This is a genomic window from Bradyrhizobium sp. 21, from assembly GCF_023073335.1.
In the GTDB taxonomy this organism is placed as follows: Bacteria; Pseudomonadota; Alphaproteobacteria; order Rhizobiales; family Xanthobacteraceae; genus Bradyrhizobium.
In genome coordinates, this window is the sequence record NZ_JADPJG010000017.1 from 36582 (window position 1) to 52584 (window position 16003).

Below are 16003 nucleotides of genomic sequence, written 5' to 3' on the forward strand. Positions count from 1 at the left end.
TCGTTGTGGCGCCCGCTCCTGCCCCGGTCGTCGTGGTGCGTCCGCGCGTGTGCCCCTATGGCTTCCGCTGGTACGCCGGCCGCTGCCGCCCGTACTGATCTCTTTTTTTCGCAACGAAGTGGCCGCGCGGCGAAAGCCTGCGCGGCCATTTTCTTTTTGGACGCCTGACGTCGCACCGGGATGTTTCGAATCAGAACGGGGACCGCGATCGCGGTCCCCGCTCAAAGCTGGCTTGCGCGAAGCTTACCAATGGCGGCGGTGCCATCGCCGGCGATGCCAGCCCCAGTGACGGCGCCGCCAACCCCAATGACGGTGGTGGCCGTGCCAGTGCACCTGCTCCGGCTTCAACTGCGCCGCCTCTTCGCTGCTGGTGACTGCGGGATGAGCATCGGGATTGCCTTGCGGCATGCGGGGATCACCGAGCGGCTGCGGCGCCAGTGGCGCAGCCTTCGCGGTGGTCGTGAACGCGGCAGCTCCGGCCGCGACACCGATTGCAAATTTTAAAAAGTTCCGGCGCTCCATGACTCTTTCCTCTTGGATGGTCGTGCCAGTGATGCAGAGGAAGTGTCGCGGTGACGATATGAACCGAAGCTGAATCGCGCGTTCAGGTTCGTTGCGACTCTAACAATGACGGCCCGTCGTCCGGGCGCTACTTGCCGAACTCCTGCGCCAGCACCAGCAACTCGCGCGTGCGCGTGATGTCGGGCCAATCGCGGTTGAAATCAGCCACCAGTTGCGTCAGCGCGTGGCCCTTCAGCATGGCGTGCAGCGCAGCCTCGTTTCTCGAACGGATACATGGCCTGATGCAGCGAGGGATCGTCGAGGCTCCAGAACTGCCAGGCTTTGCTCACGCCGAACGCGCCTTCACCGCCTCGGGCACATGTTCCGTCTCGTACCCCCTGTCGAAGGCGGCGCGCTTGCCGGCATCAGTGACAATGGCGCGGACGACGAAGAACGCTGACGGCATCGGATTTCCTCCTGTTGTTTGGCGTGAGAATAGCCGGTTACGTCCGGACGACAAAAAAGAGTGGCACCGGTGTCGGAATGTGCGCCCTTCGCTCGTCCTTTGCTTCGAACCAAGACACGGAGACAGCGAATGGCCGACCTCACGCTCACCACCTTCGATTGGGTTCCCGAGCCCCCGCGCGGTTTCGTCCGCGACCTCCGGGTGCGCTGGGCGCTCGAAGAAGCAGCCCTGCCCTATCGCGTTGCGAGAGTGTCCGGCGACAAGGGCCCCGCGCATCTCGCGCATCAACCGTTCGGTCAGGTGCCGTGGCTCACCGACGGCGGCCTCTCGATCTTCGAAAGCGGCGCGATCCTGCTGCATCTGGGCGGGCTCAGCGCGAAGCTGATGCCAACAGATCCGCGCGGCCGCAGTGAAGCGACGGAATGGGTGTTTGCCGCACTCAATTCGGTGGAGATGGCGAGCCTGCCCTGGGGAATGTCGAAGTTCATGGGCCATCCGACCGATACGGCGGCGTGGAAATTCGTGGACGACTTCCTCAAGCTTCGCCTCAAGCATCTCGAGCCAGTGTTGGCCGGTCGCGAATGGCTGGCGGGGTCGTTCTCCGTCGCCGATATCCTGATGTCGGACGTGCTGCGCGTCGTCGATAGCTTCGACGGGCTGGCGGACAGTCCCGCCTGCCGCGCCTACGTCGCGCGCGCCATAGGCCGCCCAGCGTTCGCGAAAGCCCACGCAGACCAGATGGCGCATTTCGCCGCGGCAGATAAGGCACGATCTGCGTGAGGCGCCTCACATAACCGACCCGACATCTGCCATACGCTCATGGCCATCGAAGCGAAGCAGATGGCTTCAGTTTATCAGGGCGGAAAGGTGAAACATGGCCCGCATCGAATATCTCAAAGACCAGCTCGCCCGCGCCGAACGACTGGCAAAGGCGATCCTCGACCGGCAGACCGCCGAACGCCTTCAGGCGTTCGCAGCCGAATGCCGCACGGAGTTGCAGGTGCTGACGCACAGGTCTGCCGCGCACAGGCCTGCCGCGTAAAGCGTGCGTCGCGCGGTTACACCAGCTTCATCGGCGTATCGGCGACCACGCGAAGGTCGAAGCTCCCGATCAACGCCGAACGGCGCGCCTCCGCTGCACTGATCGCATCATCCGTCTGCCGCAACGTGCTGACATTCGAGCCGAGCGACACGATCCCGCCCAGCACCAGCGCGATCGACCCGAGCGCAGCAGTCTGACCAAATCCAAACAGGCCGAGGATCGTGATCAACAACAGCGCGGCGCCGCCGCCGATGGCGATCTTGGACGCCAGGATGTACTTCCGGCATCGCTCAGCGATCGCGGCGAGCCGCTCGATCCGGGCTTCGATGTCGGAGATTTCGTCGGTCGGATCGTCGGTCATGGGAATCAGATCGAACCCGTAGGGTGGGTTAGCCCCGCAGATGCGAAGCGCATCGCTCGGCGTAATCCACCAAGATCGTGACGCGTGGTCGGTTCAGCCGGTGGGTTACGGCTTCGCCTAACCCACTCTACAACTCTCTCTACAACGGCAAATTGTCGTGCTTCTTCGCCGGCATCTCGACCTTCTTGTCCTTCAGCATCGCCAGCGCCCGCGCGATCCGCTTCCTTGTCGAGTGCGGCATGATGACGTCGTCGATGTAGCCGCGCTCGGCGGCGATGAAGGGCGACAGGAAGCGGTCTTCGTATTCCTTGGTGCGCGCGGCGATCTTATCGGGGTCACCGATGTCCGAGCGGAAGATGATCTCGACTGCACCCTTGGCGCCCATCACCGCGATCTGGGCGGTCGGCCAAGCGTAGTTCATGTCGGCGCCGATTTCCTTCGAAGCCATGACGTCGAAGGCGCCGCCATAGGCCTTGCGGGTGATGATGGTCACCAGCGGCACGGTGCACTGCGAATACGCGAACAGCAGTTTTGCGCCGTGCTTGATCAGGCCGCCATATTCCTGCGCGGTACCGGGCAGGAAGCCCGGCACGTCGACGAAGGTGACGATCGGGATGTTGAAGGCGTCGCAGAAGCGGACGAAGCGCGCCGCTTTCCGCGAGGCATCGCTGTCGAGCACGCCGGCCAGCACCATCGGCTGGTTGGCGACGAAGCCGACGGTGCGCCCGGCGATGCGGCCGAAGCCGGTGACGATGTTCTTGGCGAACAGGTCGGCGATCTCGAAGAAGTCGCCCTCGTCGACGACCTTCAGGATCAATTCCTTCATGTCGTAAGGCTTGTTTGGATTGTCGGGGATCAGCGTGTCGAGCGACATGTCGAGGCGGCCGATGTCGTCAAAACTCGGCCATTCCGGCACGCCGTCGGTGTTGTTGGACGGCAGGAAGTCGATCAGGCGCCGCATCTGCAACAGCGTCTCGACGTCGTTCTCGAAGGCGCCATCGGCGATCGAGGAGCGCGTGGCGTGCACCGAGGCACCGCCGAGTTCTTCCGCGGTGACGACCTCGTTGGTGACGGTCTTCACCACGTCGGGGCCGGTGACGAACATGTAGCTGGTGTTCTTCACCATGAAGATGAAGTCGGTCATGGCCGGCGAATAGACGTCGCCGCCGGCGCAGGGGCCCATGATGACGGAGATCTGCGGGATCACGCCGGAGGCGAGCACGTTGCGGCGGAACACGTAGGAATAGCCGGCGAGCGCGGCGACGCCCTCCTGGATGCGGGCGCCGCCCGCGTCATAGAGGCCGATGATGGGCGCCCTCGCCTTCATCGCCATATCCTGGAGTTTCGTAATTTTCAGCGCGTGCGTTTCCGAGAGCGAGCCGCCGAACACGGTAAAATCCTTGGCGAACACAAAGGTCTTGCGGCCGTTGACGGTGCCCCAGCCGGTGACGACGCCGTCGCCGGGGACCTTGTTCTTCTCCATGCCGAACTCGGTGGAGCGGTGCTCGACGAACATGTCGAATTCCTCGAACGATCCCTTGTCGAGCAGCAGCTCGATACGCTCGCGGGCGGTCAGCTTGCCGCGGGCGTGCTGCGCCTCGATGCGCTTCTCCCCGCCGCCGAGCTTGGCGCCGGCGCGACGGTCTTCGAGGGCGTCCAGGATATTCTTCATTTGCTCCCGCCAGTTCTTAGCCTAAATGCGATTGCCGGGGGTTCTAACACGCCATTTTACGGGCCGGGAAGCGGCTTTCGGCGTCGCAAGGCTGCCTTGCCGCAGCGCCAAAGCGCAAGGAATTACAAAGTATTGACCGGGAGGCGAGCATGACCGAAGGAACGGCCGAGACGGGCGCTGCGACCGGCGGCGTCAACATCCTGCTGCGGCTGGAGGGCCTGACCCTGTTTGCGGGGATGGTGATGCTCTACTGGACCTGGGACGGCTCCTGGCTGGTGTTCGCCCTGCTCTTCTTCGTGCCCGATTTGAGCTTTCTGGCCTACCTCGCCGACGCCAGATTCGGCGCATTGGTCTACAACGCCGTCCACAGCTACATGGCCCCCGTGACGCTGCTGACGCTGGGTTTTGGTCTCGCCTCCCCCCTTACCTTGTCCATCGCCATGATCTGGCTCGCCCATATCGGCTTCGACCGGGCGCTGGGCTATGGTCTGAAATATTCGGCCGGGTTCGGCTTCACCCATCTCGGCCGGATCGGCCGGCAGAAGGACGGCTGACACAGCCGCAAATCTGGTCCTGCCCGGTTGACCCGGCCTGCCGATTCAGGCTTGCTCCAGGCTTACGATCAGGCGCCGAATGTTGCGTGAGCCCAGTCGGTACGGCGGCGGTCCATCACGTCTGGCTGCAAGCATCACCTCATGTCCGCGACGGTCGTCCCCCTGCCGCCGAGCTCGTCGTCCGAAACCGTCGATTTCCTGCGGCGAATGGCCAGCATGGTGTCGGGGCGGAACGGCGAGATGCTGCTGCGCGCGGCCGCGCTGATCGAGTCGCTGGCGCAGCGGGCGATGTCGGCGGAGCGCCTCTATCACAGGGAGCACGAAGAGAACACACGCAACACCGAGCTGCGCGAGGCCGGTGAGATGGCGTCCGACGCCATGGTCAAGCAAATTGACGGCCTGCGCAGCCAGCTTGCCGAGGTCACCGCGGCCGCGGCCGCCGAGCGCGCGGCGTTCGACGCCGAGCGCGGCAAGCTGCTCGGCCTGATGGAGCATGCGGAGGGCCATATCGGTAAGCTCACGAGCGAGCTGGAGACGCTGCAAGCCTCCGTCGACAGTTTCAACGAGACCGTCGTCTCCGTGCCGATCGAGGTGCTGCGGCTGGCCCGCACCCAGTTCGATTTCCTCTCCGCCGGCTTCGCCCGCAAGGGCGACGTGATCTCGCAGGCGATGAGCGAGATCGGCGGCTTTGCGATCGACCAGGCGCTGACGGTGAAGAAGACCGATCGAGCCTGAGGCGGGCTGCTTGCCGTGTCAAATTGACAGGGCACGGGCCTGTTGCTCTACTCTGCAAAAATCATAGGGGAGGATCCCATGCCGGCGGCATTCCGCGTCGCTATGGCGCTCATTGCGCTTTGCGTTTCAACCGTGCTTGCCAACGCACAATCCCTTCCAAGGGAAGTCGCCACCCGCGCCGAAATCTACCCAATCCCTTCGCTGACCCTCTCCGACCAGCAATTCCTCAGCGGCGACGCCGCGGCCGGCAAGCCGGTGACGGTCGCGGGCGAATTCCGCGTCGCGCAAGGCAGCGGCAAGCTGCCCGTCGTGGTGCTGATGCACGGCTCCAGCGGCGTCGGCGCCACCACGGAAGCCTGGGTGCATGCGTTCAACGCCATGGGCATCTCGACCTTCGTGATCGACGGTTTTACCGGCCGCGGGCTGACGGTGGTCGGACCGAACCAGGCCCTGCTCGGCCGGCTCAACCTGATCGTCGACATCTACCGCTCGCTGGAGATTCTTGCGAAGCACCCGCGCGTCGACCCTGAACGTATCGTGTTGATGGGCTTTTCACGCGGCGGACAGGCGACGCTCTATGCCAGCCTGGAGCGCTTCAACAAGCTCTGGAACAAGTCCGGCGTCCAGTTCGCCGCCTACATTCCGTTCTATCCGGATTGCTCGACGACCTATCAGAAGGACACGGACATCGCCGCGCGCCCAATCCGCATCTTCCACGGCACGCCCGACGACTACAATCCTGTGAAGAGCTGCAAGGCCTTCGTCGAGCAGCTCAAGACGGCCGGTCGCGACGTGGTGTTGACCGAATACCCCGACAGCGCGCACGGCTTTGACAGCGGCCTGCTCGGCGTCAACATTGTCTCCGTCTCCACGGGCGCGCAGACCGTGCGCAACTGCCAGATTAGAGAAGGCGACGGCGGCGTGTTGATGAATGGCGAGACGAAAGCGCCGTTTACCTACCAGGATGCTTGCGTCGAGCTGAACCCGCATGTCGGCGGCAATCCAGCGACAGCCGCCGAGTCGCGCAAGGCCGTGCAAGAGTTTTTGCAGGCGTTGTTCAAGCTGGGTTGAGAAGCAGCGCGGCCTGCATGGTTCGAGACGCCCGCTTTGCGGGCTCCTCACCATGAGGGTCTGACTTCTCTCCGCGCAGCAAGACCTCATCCTGAGCAGACCTCCGAAAGCGGGCGCGTCGAAGGATGGCCGCAAAAAAGCTGCGCGCCCTACGGCTCGCCGGGCTTGAACGGCTCCTGCTTGTCCGGCGGCACGGTCTCCTCCGCCATTGCCAGCAGCATCGCGACCATCACGTAATTGCCGGCGACCGCAGTGAGGTCGACGATCTGCTGGTCGTTGAACACCTTCTTCGCGCGCGCATAGGTTTCGTCGCCGACCTTCTTGGCCGTGGTGAGCTCGGTGACGAAATCGTAGACCACGGCCTCGTCCTCGGCCATCTTCGACGGCCGCTTATTGGCCTTCAGCTCCGCGATAATGTCGGGCGACAGGCCCGCCTTCGCCGCGAGCGGCGCATGGGCGTACCACTCGACCTGCGAGCGCCATTGCCGCCCGATGATCAGGATCGCGAACTCGTTGAGTTTTGTCGGGACTGAGCTCTCCCAGCGCAGATAGTGGAACAGGTCGAACAGGCGCTGGCCGAGCACGGGGCTGCGGATCATCGGATTGTAGGGACCGCCGATGCCGACGCTCGACACCTTCATGATCTGCTCGCCGAGCGGCTTTTGCTTCGCGTCGAGCTGGTCCATCGTGAGCTGCGGAAAGCGCGGCTCCTTGCTGGTGGCGGGACCGGCAAACATGGTCGCGGCAAGCCAGCCGCCCGCTGCGGCCAACGTGAGCGACGACAGCCAGAGTGGCGTTGAATTCATCGTGTCCTCCCGGTTTCCCTTGGCCGGGGAATGCTAGTCGAGCGGCACCAGCGCCGTCACGCTAGATCGCGCCGATCTCGGCAAGGCAGGCTTGCGTCAGCGGCATGCGCTCCCCGACCAGACGCTGTTCCTTGCAGTCCATGTTGAGCGCGAACACGGTGTGCGCCTCGCCCTTCTCGGCCCAGCCCACCATCCAGCCAAGCGACGGCTCGCCGCGCTCGGCGCCAAGCAGCCCGGACTTGGCGCGAATGACGCTGTCGCCGACCTTGGTCACCGGCAGGATGTCAGCGACGAGATCCTGGCTGCGCTTCGAAATCGGCAGCGTGCGGCGGCGCAGCCGGTCGACGAAATCGACCTGCTCGACCGGGTCGATGCGCAAGGCGCCCGTCAGCCAGAACTGGTCGATGCCGCCGCCGATGTCGCGATTGCCGTAGTCGAACAGATCGACATATTTCTGCATGCGCTCCTGCCCGATCCGGCGCGCGATCTCCTGATAGACCGGCACGGCACTGACAGCGATCGCGCTACGCAGCGTGTGGTCCTTGTTCCAGGCCTCGATCGGTCGCTTCACACCGTCCCACGGAAATACGTCCTTGTCGGGATCGACGACGACGCCGGTCTCCAGCGCAATCAGCGAGTTCGGAATCTTGAACGTGGAGGCCGGCAGCTTGGCCTCGCCCGACCGCTCCTTGTCGCTCGCGACGATCAGATAATCCTCGACCTTGTAGCCGACGAAGGTGCCTGATGTGCCGAGATCGGTGAAACGTTTGGCGAGGCTGTCGCGGATCTCATTGCGCGGAGGCGCGACATGGGCGAACGCACGCGACGGCATGGTGACGGCTGCGGCGAGAAGACCGAGGGTGGAACGGCGGGTCAGCAAGGGCGATGTCCGTTGTGCGATGAGGTCGCGGCGACCATGCAGCCGCTATCGTGGTGAAACGATGACAGCGCGCTATCGCCGCCCCGACAGCCGCAGCACGAACACCAGGACTTCCGCGACGGCCTTGTAGAGGTCCGGCGGGATCTCCTCGCCGAGCTCGACCTTGGAGAGCGCGCCGGCCAGGATCTCGTTTTCCTCGATCGGGATGTCGTTGGCCTTGGCGATCTCGACGATCTTTTCGCCGATCGTACCCTTGCCCTTGGCGACGACGACAGGCGCGCCAGAGCCCTTCTCGTAATGCAGCGCAATTGCGAGCTTGGATGGATCGCTCATGTGGCGCGATCCAGGAAGTGGCCGGCGCGGGCCGGTGCGGGCTGTGGCGGGGTGCCGTCGCGGACCAGGATATCGCCGGGCTTGAGTTCGGCCCTGGTCAGCGCCTGGTTGAGCTCACCGATTCCGGCGCGGAGCTGCTGCGCCGTCGCTGGCCGCTCCGCCCACATCCGCACAAAAGTCTTGTCGCCGTTCAGAGTGATCAAGGCGTGCACGGGGCCGGCCGGCTCGACATTGAGCGTGAACCGCGCGCGCCAGGCGCGCTTGGCGGGATCGGCGGATTCGTTGCCGCCGTCGCGCGAGATCTCGAACTGCGCCATTGCGGTGCCCTGCGGCGTTGCAAAGGGGATCTCGAAATTCCACTGCGGCGTGGTCTGATCGATCCTGTGACCGCTGGCATCGACTCGATCGGGGAGCGAAGCGACCTGGAGCAAGGTCTGGCGCGCGATCGCGGCATCGGTGTCGTCGAGCAGGCGATGCACGGTCGCAGCGAGCGGCGTATCCGGTGCGAGTGACGGCGAGGCGATGGATTGCGGCGAGGGCAACGCGCCGCGAACCGGCGGTGGCGTCGCGTGCGCGGCAGCTTCGAAAATATGTCCGTCGGGCACGGCCTTGTTCGAGCCCGGCAAATTGCCCATCATGCGCGGCAGGTTTTGCGTGATCTCTTGCAGTAGGCTCGCGGCAAGGCCTGCGGTCATCGTCCTCGGCATCGCGGCCTGCGGAGCACCGCCAGCGATGTCCGCCAACACAGAGGCCGCGAGATTGGCGCTGCGCGGCATTTGCGGCGGTTGGGCGATCTCGGGGTCGGTTGACAGCAATGCGCCCTGGGCAGCCTGCGTCTGCGCGGCAGCGACCTGCGGTGCCGCCACGGTACCAGCTGGAAGGGCGGCACCTTGCACCTGTGGCGCGGCGGCCTCAAGCGTCGTCAGCGTCTGCCGCAGCACCAGCAGCGCGGCTTTCAAATCCGGCATCGTTCCGGAGGACGGCGGCGCGCCTGCGGCGAGCGAGGCTTCGAGGAGCAGCCCGGACTTCTGAAAGGCGGATTCGATGTCGCCGCCATCGAGTCCGGCGTTGAGCGGCGTCTGTTGCGCCAGCACGCCCAGCATCGCCTGCTTCAGCCCTGCCGGAAGATCGCTGCCGGTGACCACCGCGGCCAGATTGGCGAACAGCGGCGCCTGGCTGCCCTGTTTCGTCGCGGCCTCGGCAGAGGCCGTCGCGACGGCAGCCTGTTCGGACGGAGTCAGGGTATTGCGCGCCGTGCCCGCTGACGGCGCAATCGGTGGGCTATCCACCAGGGAGGCTGCAGCTGGCGTCAGCGTGACCTGATCGGCAGCCGCCTCACCTGCCCCGCCCATGACGGCGAGCCGGATGGTGCCGCCGTTCTGCGACACCGCAAGCTGGAGATTTTGGCCTGGTGTCAGCGCCACCTCGGACATCACATCCATCGAGAGGTTGGCGATCGCGATCCGCACCAGATTATCGGCGAGCAGGCTGACCACTCTGGCGTCGACCACGTTGCCGGCCTGCAGCACAAGATCGGGCGTCGCCGCGTCAGCAACAGGGCTGGCGGCACTGACGGGGAGAATCGAGCTTATCGGCGTCGGCATCGCGAGGGGCCCCAGGAGCACGGGCCACCCTAACGCCTGCGTCGTAAACCTCTCGTTAAGGACCTTCGGCCGAGGGCGGCTTTACCGCCGCCAGGACCTGGACCGCAGCCTTGAAATCCCTCAGTCGGGCGGCGCGGCGCGCGGCCGCTTCTTCGTCCTCGCCCCATTTCTCGGCGTTCCAGTCCTCATCGACATAGGCTGCCGCCCAGACCTGGTCGGCGTCGCGCACGCCATGGGCAAGCGCCAGCGCCAGCAGCGCCGAGCCGGTCAGGGTGGTGATCACGTGGAGGGCGGCGACCGACCAGGCATCCTCCGGCAGTGCCGCACGCGCGGCTCGGACAGCCTCATCCGGCTGCTTCACATGCATGATGCCCTCGGACAGGATGAAATGCGCCCCCAGCGTCTGCGCGGCCCAGAACAGCACGGGGTCCCAATGCGCGGCTTCTCGGGCAACCAGCCCCTCTGGATCACCGGCGCGATAGAACAGCATGTCAGTCTGGAAGTATTTTGCCAGGTCCTCGCTGACGAGATCGACGCGCTCCACGACGCCCTCGACCACACTGTTGGCGATCCGCGTCAGCGGCATGGTCATGGGATTGATCGTCTCGCCTTGGGCCGCCCATTCCGCGGCCACTGCGTCGGCTAGCGCGCGCGAAGGGATGACCACCTGGCGCCTGGACGGCGTGCGGATCGGCTTGCCATCGAGGTTGATGGCGAAGCCACCTTCGGCCTCGGCGACCCCCACCTCCTTGTAGAAGCGCTTGCGCAACGGCACGCGCGAGGCCTGCCGGACCGCCTCCTGCGGATCGAGCGGAGACTTCCCCGCCATCTCATCGAACAATTCGCGCATCTGGTTTTCGGCCCCGATCACTCAATGCTAGGCTTGTAAGGTAAGACCGGCGGCCGATAAAGCGAGCGGGAGGCATGAGGGAACTTGCGGGCATCGTGGCCCTGCTCGCCGGGTTTGGGCCGGGCCCGGCGGAGGCCGACTTTCGCACCCCGGAATCGCTGGTCCGCAACGTCTATGCCCATTACGGCCAGGGCGCGCCGGAGCTTTCAAAGGGCCTGCCGCGGGATGCCGCCACCGCCCGGCAATTCTTCGACCCCTCCTTACGCAAGATGTGGTCCGCGCCGCGGGTCGAGCCCTACGATTTCCTGGTGCAGAGCCCGAGCTGGAAGCTCGGCCCCGTCGCCATCGCGGTCATTCGCAGGCAGTACGACAAGACCTACGTCGCGGCAAATTTCGACAACCGCGGCCGGCGGGTCACGTTGAGCTTCATCCTGGTCAACGGGCCGGAGGGCTGGCTGATCACGGACATCGAGAGCCCGCATGACAGCTTGCGGATGTTTCTGGAGCAGTTTCGGAATTGAAGCGGCGACCGCCGCTGCCTCGCCGCCGTCATTGCTGCGCTCGCCGCTACTCCTCCGGTGCATTCTCGATCGGATCAAACCGGCTTGCATCGAGCCCGAGCAAATTCCACGACTGCTGCATGTGCTGCGGCAACGGCGCGGTGGCATCAATGACGCCGCCGCGCGGATGCGGGATGACGATGCGGCGCGCCAGAAGGTGCAGCCGGTTTTGCAGGCCGCCCGGCAGTTGCCAGTTCTCGATGTTGAAATATTTGGGATCGCCGACGATGGGGTGGCCGATGTGCTCCATGTGAGCGCGGAGCTGGTGGGTGCGCCCCGTCACCGGCTTCAGCGACACCCAGGTCAGCTTGTTGCCGGCGGTCTCGACCACCGCGTAATAGGTCACCGCGTGGCTCGCGCCCTCGTCGCCATGCTGGGCGATCCGCATGATGGTGTCGTCCTCGCTCTCCTCCTTGGCGAGGAAGGTCGAGATGCGGCCCTGCTTCGGCTTCGGCAGTCCCGGCACCAGCGCCCAATAGGTTTTTCGCGCCGACCGCGAGCGGAACGCGCCGGTCAGATGCGAGGCGGCAAAGCGGGTCTTCGCGACCAGGAGACAGCCGGACGTGTCCTTGTCAATCCGGTGCACCAGCCGCGGCTTCTGCCCCTTGGAATCGCGCATCACCTCCAGCATCTGGTCGATGTGTCGCGTCGTGCCTGAGCCGCCCTGCACGGCAAGCCCGAACGGCTTGTTCAGCACGAGAACGTCATCGTCCTCGTAGATCGTCATCTCTTTCAGCGCGGCAAGCGTCTTTTCCGCGGCCTCCGAGAGCGGGCTGGCCGCCTTCGGCGTGTCGAGCTTCAGCGGCGGAATGCGGACGCTCTGGCCTTCCTCCAGCCGATCCTTGCTGTCGACGCGCTTGCCGTCGACGCGCAGCTCGCCTTTGCGCACGACGCGCTGGATGTGGGAGAACGACAGGCCGGGAAAACGCGCCTCGAGGAAACGATCGACGCGCATGTTGTTCTCGTCGGCGGTCACCTTGACGGTCTCCACCTTGGTCGGGAGCAGCACCTCGACGGGCTTTGCCGGCGCAACCTTTTCCAGCGCAGGTTCTGGCGCACGCCGCTCGGCGCGTTCGGCAGCAAAGCGCGGCGGCCTGCCGCCCAGCTTGGCGCCGGGACGCGACCCTGCCTTCTTCGCACCGCCCGCCTTGAACGGACGTGCCTCCTTGCGCTCATCGCGCTCACGGGGCTTTGGGTTCATTCTCTTGATGCGGCGGCTCATGCGGTTTTTCCAAGCTTTCGTGTCGACTGCGCGCTGGCACGGCGGGGCAGCGACGCAACCTGCGCGCCGATCTCCTTCTCCGCCAGCCGCAGCTCATATTGCTGTTGCAGGTTCATCCAGAATTGCGGACTGGTGCCAAACCAATGGCCAAGGCGTAGCGCCGTATCGGCGGTAATGCCGCGCTGCCCGTTGATGATGCCGGTGATGCGATTGACCGGCACGTCGATCTGACGCGACAGCTCCGCGGCCGTGATGCCGAGCTCTCGCAATTCTTCGGCAAGCTGTTCGCCGGGATGTGTGGGTGCGTGGGGCATGGGAATTCCTCCGCCGAGTAGCAAGATTTACGGGTTACGTAAACCGTAAAAGTACTCACGCGGTGGGTCAAAAGCCCTACTTCCCGTCCCGCTCCTTCCGCAGCTTGGCCCAGTAATCCAGCCGCTTCCTGATCTCCCGCTCGAAACCGCGCTCGGGCGGGTCGTAGAAGGTCTGGCGGCCGAGCGCCTCCGGAAAGTAGTCCTGGCCGGAGAAGGCCTCTGGGGTGTCGTGGTCGTATTCGTAAGCTGCGCCGTAGCCTTCCGACTTCATCAGCTTGGTCGGGGAATTGAGGATGTGTTTTGGCGGCAGCAGTGAGCCGGCCTGTTTGGCGACCCGCATTGCCGTGCCGAAGGCGGTGTAGACCGCGTTCGATTTCGGCGCGGTGGCGAGATAGACCACGGCCTGCGCGATGGCGAGCTCGCCCTCGGGATGGCCGAGGAAGTCGAAGGCGTCTTTCGCCGCATTGGCAATGACGAGCGCCTGCGGATCGGCAAGTCCGATGTCCTCCACCGCCATGCGCACGACGCGACGGGCCAGGAACAGCGGGTCCTCACCGGCATCCAGCATGCGCGCGAGGTAATACAGCGCGGCATCGGGATCGGAGCCGCGCACCGATTTATGCAACGCCGAGATCAAATTGTAGTGGCCGTCGGCCGACTTGTCGTAGATGGGCGCACGGCGCTGCAAAATCTCCTGCAACTGCGCGGCGTCGAAAATCTCGTCCTTGCGTGCAGCGCGCCAGACCTCCTCGACGAGCGTCAGCGAGGCGCGGCCATCGCCATCGGCCATGCGTACCAGCACCGCGCGCGCCTCCTCATCGAGCGGTAGCTTGCGGCCCTCGACATCCTCGGCATGCGCGAACAGCTTTTCGATCGCGGCGGCATCGAGCGAGCGAAACACCAGCACGCGCGCGCGAGACAGGAGCGCCGCGTTGAGCTCGAAGGACGGATTTTCGGTGGTGGCGCCGACCATGACCACCGTGCCGTCTTCCATCACGGGGAGAAACGAGTCCTGCTGGGCACGGTTGAAACGATGCACCTCGTCGACGAAGAGCAGCGTGCCCTTGCCCATCTCGCGGCGCCCGCGCGCGGCCTCAAAGGCTTTCTTCAGGTCGGCGACGCCGGAGAACACTGCGGAGATCTGCTCGAAATGCAGATCCGTCGCATCCGCAAGCAGCCGCGCCACGGTCGTCTTGCCGGTGCCGGGCGGTCCCCAGAACACCAGCGAGCCGAGCGTGCGCGTCTCCAGCATGCGCGTGAGTGCGCCGTCCGGGCCCAGGATATGATCCTGGCCGACGACCTCCGAGAGGCTGCGCGGGCGCAAACGATCCGGCAGCGGATGCGGAGCCTCGTGCTCCAGCCCCGCCGCGGCGAAGAGCGATTGTGACTCCTGTGGCCGCTTCGGACTCATCCGCCCAGCGTGACGTTGATTTGCTGGCCGCCGCGCACCAGCGTGATACGCCAGACCCGCGGGCGCTCGCCCGTGGCCTTTTCGAGGTCCGCTGTCTTGGCGATCTTCTGGCTGTTGACCGTCTGAATGATGTCGCCCTTCTGGAACCCGACATTCGCGGCGGCGCTGTCGTCACCGAGATCGGTGATCACGACGCCTTCGGTGTCGGCGTCCAGATGCAGCTCGTCGGCGACCGCCGGCGTGATGGTCGAGACCTTCGCGCCCTGGAACGGCGAGCGCGCGGTGACGACGAGCTCGTTGCGGCCGTTGTCCGGCGCTGTTTCCAGCGCCACTGTCAGCTTGACCGGCTTGCCGCCGCGCTGCACGTCGATCTGCGCCGTGCCACCGAGCGGGCGGGTCGCGAAGCGATAGTCGAACGCGTTGGGATCGTCCACGGTCTGGCCGTCGATCCCGATGATGAGATCGGAGGATTTCAAACCGGCCTTCGCCGCGGGGCCGTTCGACACCACGCTCGCGACCAGCGCGCCGGTCGGCGAACGCAGGCCGAGGCTCTCCGCGATCTCGGGCGTCACCGCCTGCAATTTGGCGCCGAGCCACGGCCGCTTCACGGCCTTGCCGCCGCCCTTGGCAGACGCGACGACGACGCGCACCATATTGGCGGGGATCGCGAAGCCGATGCCCTGCGAACCGCCGGAGCGCGAATAGATCGCGGTGTTGATGCCGGCGAGTTTGCCACCCATGTCGACCAGCGCGCCGCCGGAATTGCCAGGATTGATCGCGGCATCGGTCTGGATGAAGAACTGGTAGTCGGTGATGCCGACCTGCGTGCGCGCCAGCGCCGAGATGATGCCGTGAGTCACGGTCTGGCCGACGCCGAAGGGATTGCCGATCGCCATCACGACGTCGCCCACCATCAGCTCGTCCGAATTGGTGAACTCGAGAGCCGGAAACTTCTCTTTGGTGTCCTTCAGGCGTAGCACTGCGAGATCGCTGCGAGAGTCCTTCAGGACGATCTCGGCCTCAAACTCGCGCTTGTCCGACAGCGACACCTTGACCTGGTCGGCGCCTTCGATGACATGGACGTTGGTGACGACGAGCCCGGATGCATCGACGATCACGCCCGAACCAAGCGAGCGTTGCACCTGCTCCTGCTGCTGGCCGGGCACGCCGAAGAAGCGGCGGAAGATCGGATCATCGAGCAGCGGATTGCGGTTCTGCACCACCTTGGCGGCATAGACATTGACGACCGCCGGCTGCACCCGCTGCACGATCGGCGCATAGGACAGCCGCAGCTCGGCCGGCGAGGACGGCACACGACGATCCTGAGCGCCGGCCGCATTGAAGTGGGCTGAAAACGCTATGCACAATGCCGTGGCGACGGCGGTCCGGGTCGATCGAAACATTCCTACCTCTCGGAAAAGACGCCGGAATATAGGCGCGTTCGCCTCCCAATAGAAGGGCGCCGAGCGGCATTATTCGACCCCGTTTGGTGTGTCCGGCATGCACGCCCCGCGTGCGAAATCGCGATTTGCTGGGCCGGTGGATTGGCATGATACGCATCATCTTGCATTGTGGTGGCGAGCGGATTCGGTTGCGACGAATTTGCATCAATGGGAACCCA

The 16003-nt window shown here is 65.0% G+C and carries 18 protein-coding genes and 1 pseudogene; 6 read left to right on the plus strand and 13 right to left on the minus strand.

Annotated elements, in window-relative coordinates:
- Positions 1 to 243 precede the first annotated feature (243 nt).
- Positions 244 to 522, minus strand: coding sequence for a twin-arginine translocation signal domain-containing protein (locus IVB31_RS18440; RefSeq protein ID WP_247324901.1), 279 nt, complete (start codon positions 520 to 522; stop codon positions 244 to 246).
- Positions 523 to 649: 127 nt separating this feature from the next.
- Positions 650 to 967, minus strand: a pseudogene (locus IVB31_RS18445) (hypothetical protein).
- A gap of 129 nt (positions 968 to 1096) precedes the next feature.
- On the opposite strand from IVB31_RS18445, the gene IVB31_RS18450 reads away from it, so the two are divergent.
- Together IVB31_RS18450 and IVB31_RS18455 are read left to right on the plus strand one after the other, a co-directional pair.
- Positions 1097 to 1747 (plus strand): glutathione S-transferase family protein, encoded by a 651-nt coding sequence (locus IVB31_RS18450; protein ID WP_247324903.1) that lies wholly within the window; start codon positions 1097 to 1099, stop codon positions 1745 to 1747.
- A gap of 94 nt (positions 1748 to 1841) precedes the next feature.
- A complete protein-coding gene (locus IVB31_RS18455) occupies positions 1842 to 2009 on the plus strand; it encodes a hypothetical protein (protein WP_247324905.1) in 168 nt (55 codons plus the stop codon).
- Positions 2010 to 2025: 16 nt separating this feature from the next.
- On the opposite strand, the gene IVB31_RS18460 is transcribed toward IVB31_RS18455, so the two are convergent.
- Both IVB31_RS18460 and IVB31_RS18465 read right to left on the minus strand, forming a co-directional pair.
- Entirely contained in the window at positions 2026 to 2370 is a 345-nt protein-coding gene (locus IVB31_RS18460; RefSeq protein ID WP_247324907.1) for a hypothetical protein, read from the minus strand.
- 139 nt (positions 2371 to 2509) lie between these two features.
- Positions 2510 to 4042, minus strand: coding sequence for an acyl-CoA carboxylase subunit beta (locus IVB31_RS18465; RefSeq protein ID WP_247324909.1), 1533 nt, complete (start codon positions 4040 to 4042; stop codon positions 2510 to 2512).
- Positions 4043 to 4191: 149 nt separating this feature from the next.
- Here IVB31_RS18465 and IVB31_RS18470 point away from each other — a divergent pair, with 149 nt between their 5' ends.
- From IVB31_RS18470 to IVB31_RS18480, 3 genes are all read left to right on the plus strand, one after another.
- Positions 4192 to 4596, plus strand: coding sequence for a DUF4260 domain-containing protein (locus IVB31_RS18470; RefSeq protein WP_247324911.1), 405 nt, complete (start codon positions 4192 to 4194; stop codon positions 4594 to 4596).
- A 141-nt stretch (positions 4597 to 4737) separates the two neighbouring features.
- A complete protein-coding gene (locus tag IVB31_RS18475; protein ID WP_247324912.1) occupies positions 4738 to 5331 on the plus strand; it encodes a hypothetical protein in 594 nt (197 codons plus the stop codon).
- Positions 5332 to 5409: 78 nt separating this feature from the next.
- Positions 5410 to 6402 carry a dienelactone hydrolase family protein gene (locus tag IVB31_RS18480; protein WP_247324915.1) on the plus strand — a complete coding sequence of 331 codons (993 nt, stop codon included), beginning with the start codon at positions 5410 to 5412 and terminating at the stop codon, positions 6400 to 6402.
- A 149-nt stretch (positions 6403 to 6551) separates the two neighbouring features.
- Here the strand turns inward: IVB31_RS18480 and IVB31_RS18485 are convergent, their stop codons facing one another.
- From IVB31_RS18485 to IVB31_RS18505, 5 genes are all read right to left on the minus strand, one after another.
- Positions 6552 to 7208, minus strand: coding sequence for a carboxymuconolactone decarboxylase family protein (locus IVB31_RS18485; RefSeq protein WP_247324916.1), 657 nt, complete (start codon positions 7206 to 7208; stop codon positions 6552 to 6554).
- 61 nt (positions 7209 to 7269) lie between these two features.
- Entirely contained in the window at positions 7270 to 8088 is an 819-nt protein-coding gene (blaOXA, locus tag IVB31_RS18490) for a class D beta-lactamase (protein ID WP_247324917.1), read from the minus strand.
- 72 nt (positions 8089 to 8160) lie between these two features.
- Positions 8161 to 8421 carry an EscU/YscU/HrcU family type III secretion system export apparatus switch protein gene (locus IVB31_RS18495; RefSeq protein ID WP_247324918.1) on the minus strand — a complete coding sequence of 87 codons (261 nt, stop codon included), beginning with the start codon at positions 8419 to 8421 and terminating at the stop codon, positions 8161 to 8163.
- Entirely contained in the window at positions 8418 to 10025 is a 1608-nt protein-coding gene (locus IVB31_RS18500) for a flagellar hook-length control protein FliK (protein ID WP_247324919.1), read from the minus strand. The genes IVB31_RS18495 and IVB31_RS18500 overlap by 4 nt, the downstream gene beginning before the upstream one ends.
- A gap of 55 nt (positions 10026 to 10080) precedes the next feature.
- On the minus strand, positions 10081 to 10875 hold the full coding sequence (locus IVB31_RS18505; protein ID WP_247324920.1) for an ATP12 family protein: 795 nt from the start codon (positions 10873 to 10875) through the stop codon (positions 10081 to 10083).
- A gap of 74 nt (positions 10876 to 10949) precedes the next feature.
- Between IVB31_RS18505 and IVB31_RS18510 the strand changes: the two genes are divergently transcribed.
- Positions 10950 to 11396 (plus strand): hypothetical protein, encoded by a 447-nt coding sequence (locus tag IVB31_RS18510; protein WP_247324921.1) that lies wholly within the window; start codon positions 10950 to 10952, stop codon positions 11394 to 11396.
- Between the two features lie 46 nt (positions 11397 to 11442).
- Here the strand turns inward: IVB31_RS18510 and IVB31_RS18515 are convergent, their stop codons facing one another.
- The 4 genes from IVB31_RS18515 to IVB31_RS18530 all read right to left on the minus strand — a co-directional run bounded on the left by IVB31_RS18515 (position 11443) and on the right by IVB31_RS18530 (position 15785).
- Positions 11443 to 12657 (minus strand): RluA family pseudouridine synthase, encoded by a 1215-nt coding sequence (locus IVB31_RS18515; protein ID WP_247324922.1) that lies wholly within the window; start codon positions 12655 to 12657, stop codon positions 11443 to 11445.
- Positions 12654 to 12971, minus strand: a complete 318-nt coding sequence (locus tag IVB31_RS18520; protein ID WP_247324924.1) for a HigA family addiction module antitoxin — start codon at positions 12969 to 12971, stop codon at positions 12654 to 12656. Before IVB31_RS18520 ends, IVB31_RS18515 begins: the two co-directional genes overlap by 4 nt.
- A gap of 76 nt (positions 12972 to 13047) precedes the next feature.
- Entirely contained in the window at positions 13048 to 14382 is a 1335-nt protein-coding gene (locus IVB31_RS18525) for a replication-associated recombination protein A (protein WP_247324927.1), read from the minus strand.
- A complete protein-coding gene (locus IVB31_RS18530) occupies positions 14379 to 15785 on the minus strand; it encodes a DegQ family serine endoprotease (RefSeq protein WP_247324930.1) in 1407 nt (468 codons plus the stop codon). The genes IVB31_RS18525 and IVB31_RS18530 overlap by 4 nt, the downstream gene beginning before the upstream one ends.
- Between the last annotated feature and the right edge of the window lie 218 nt (positions 15786 to 16003).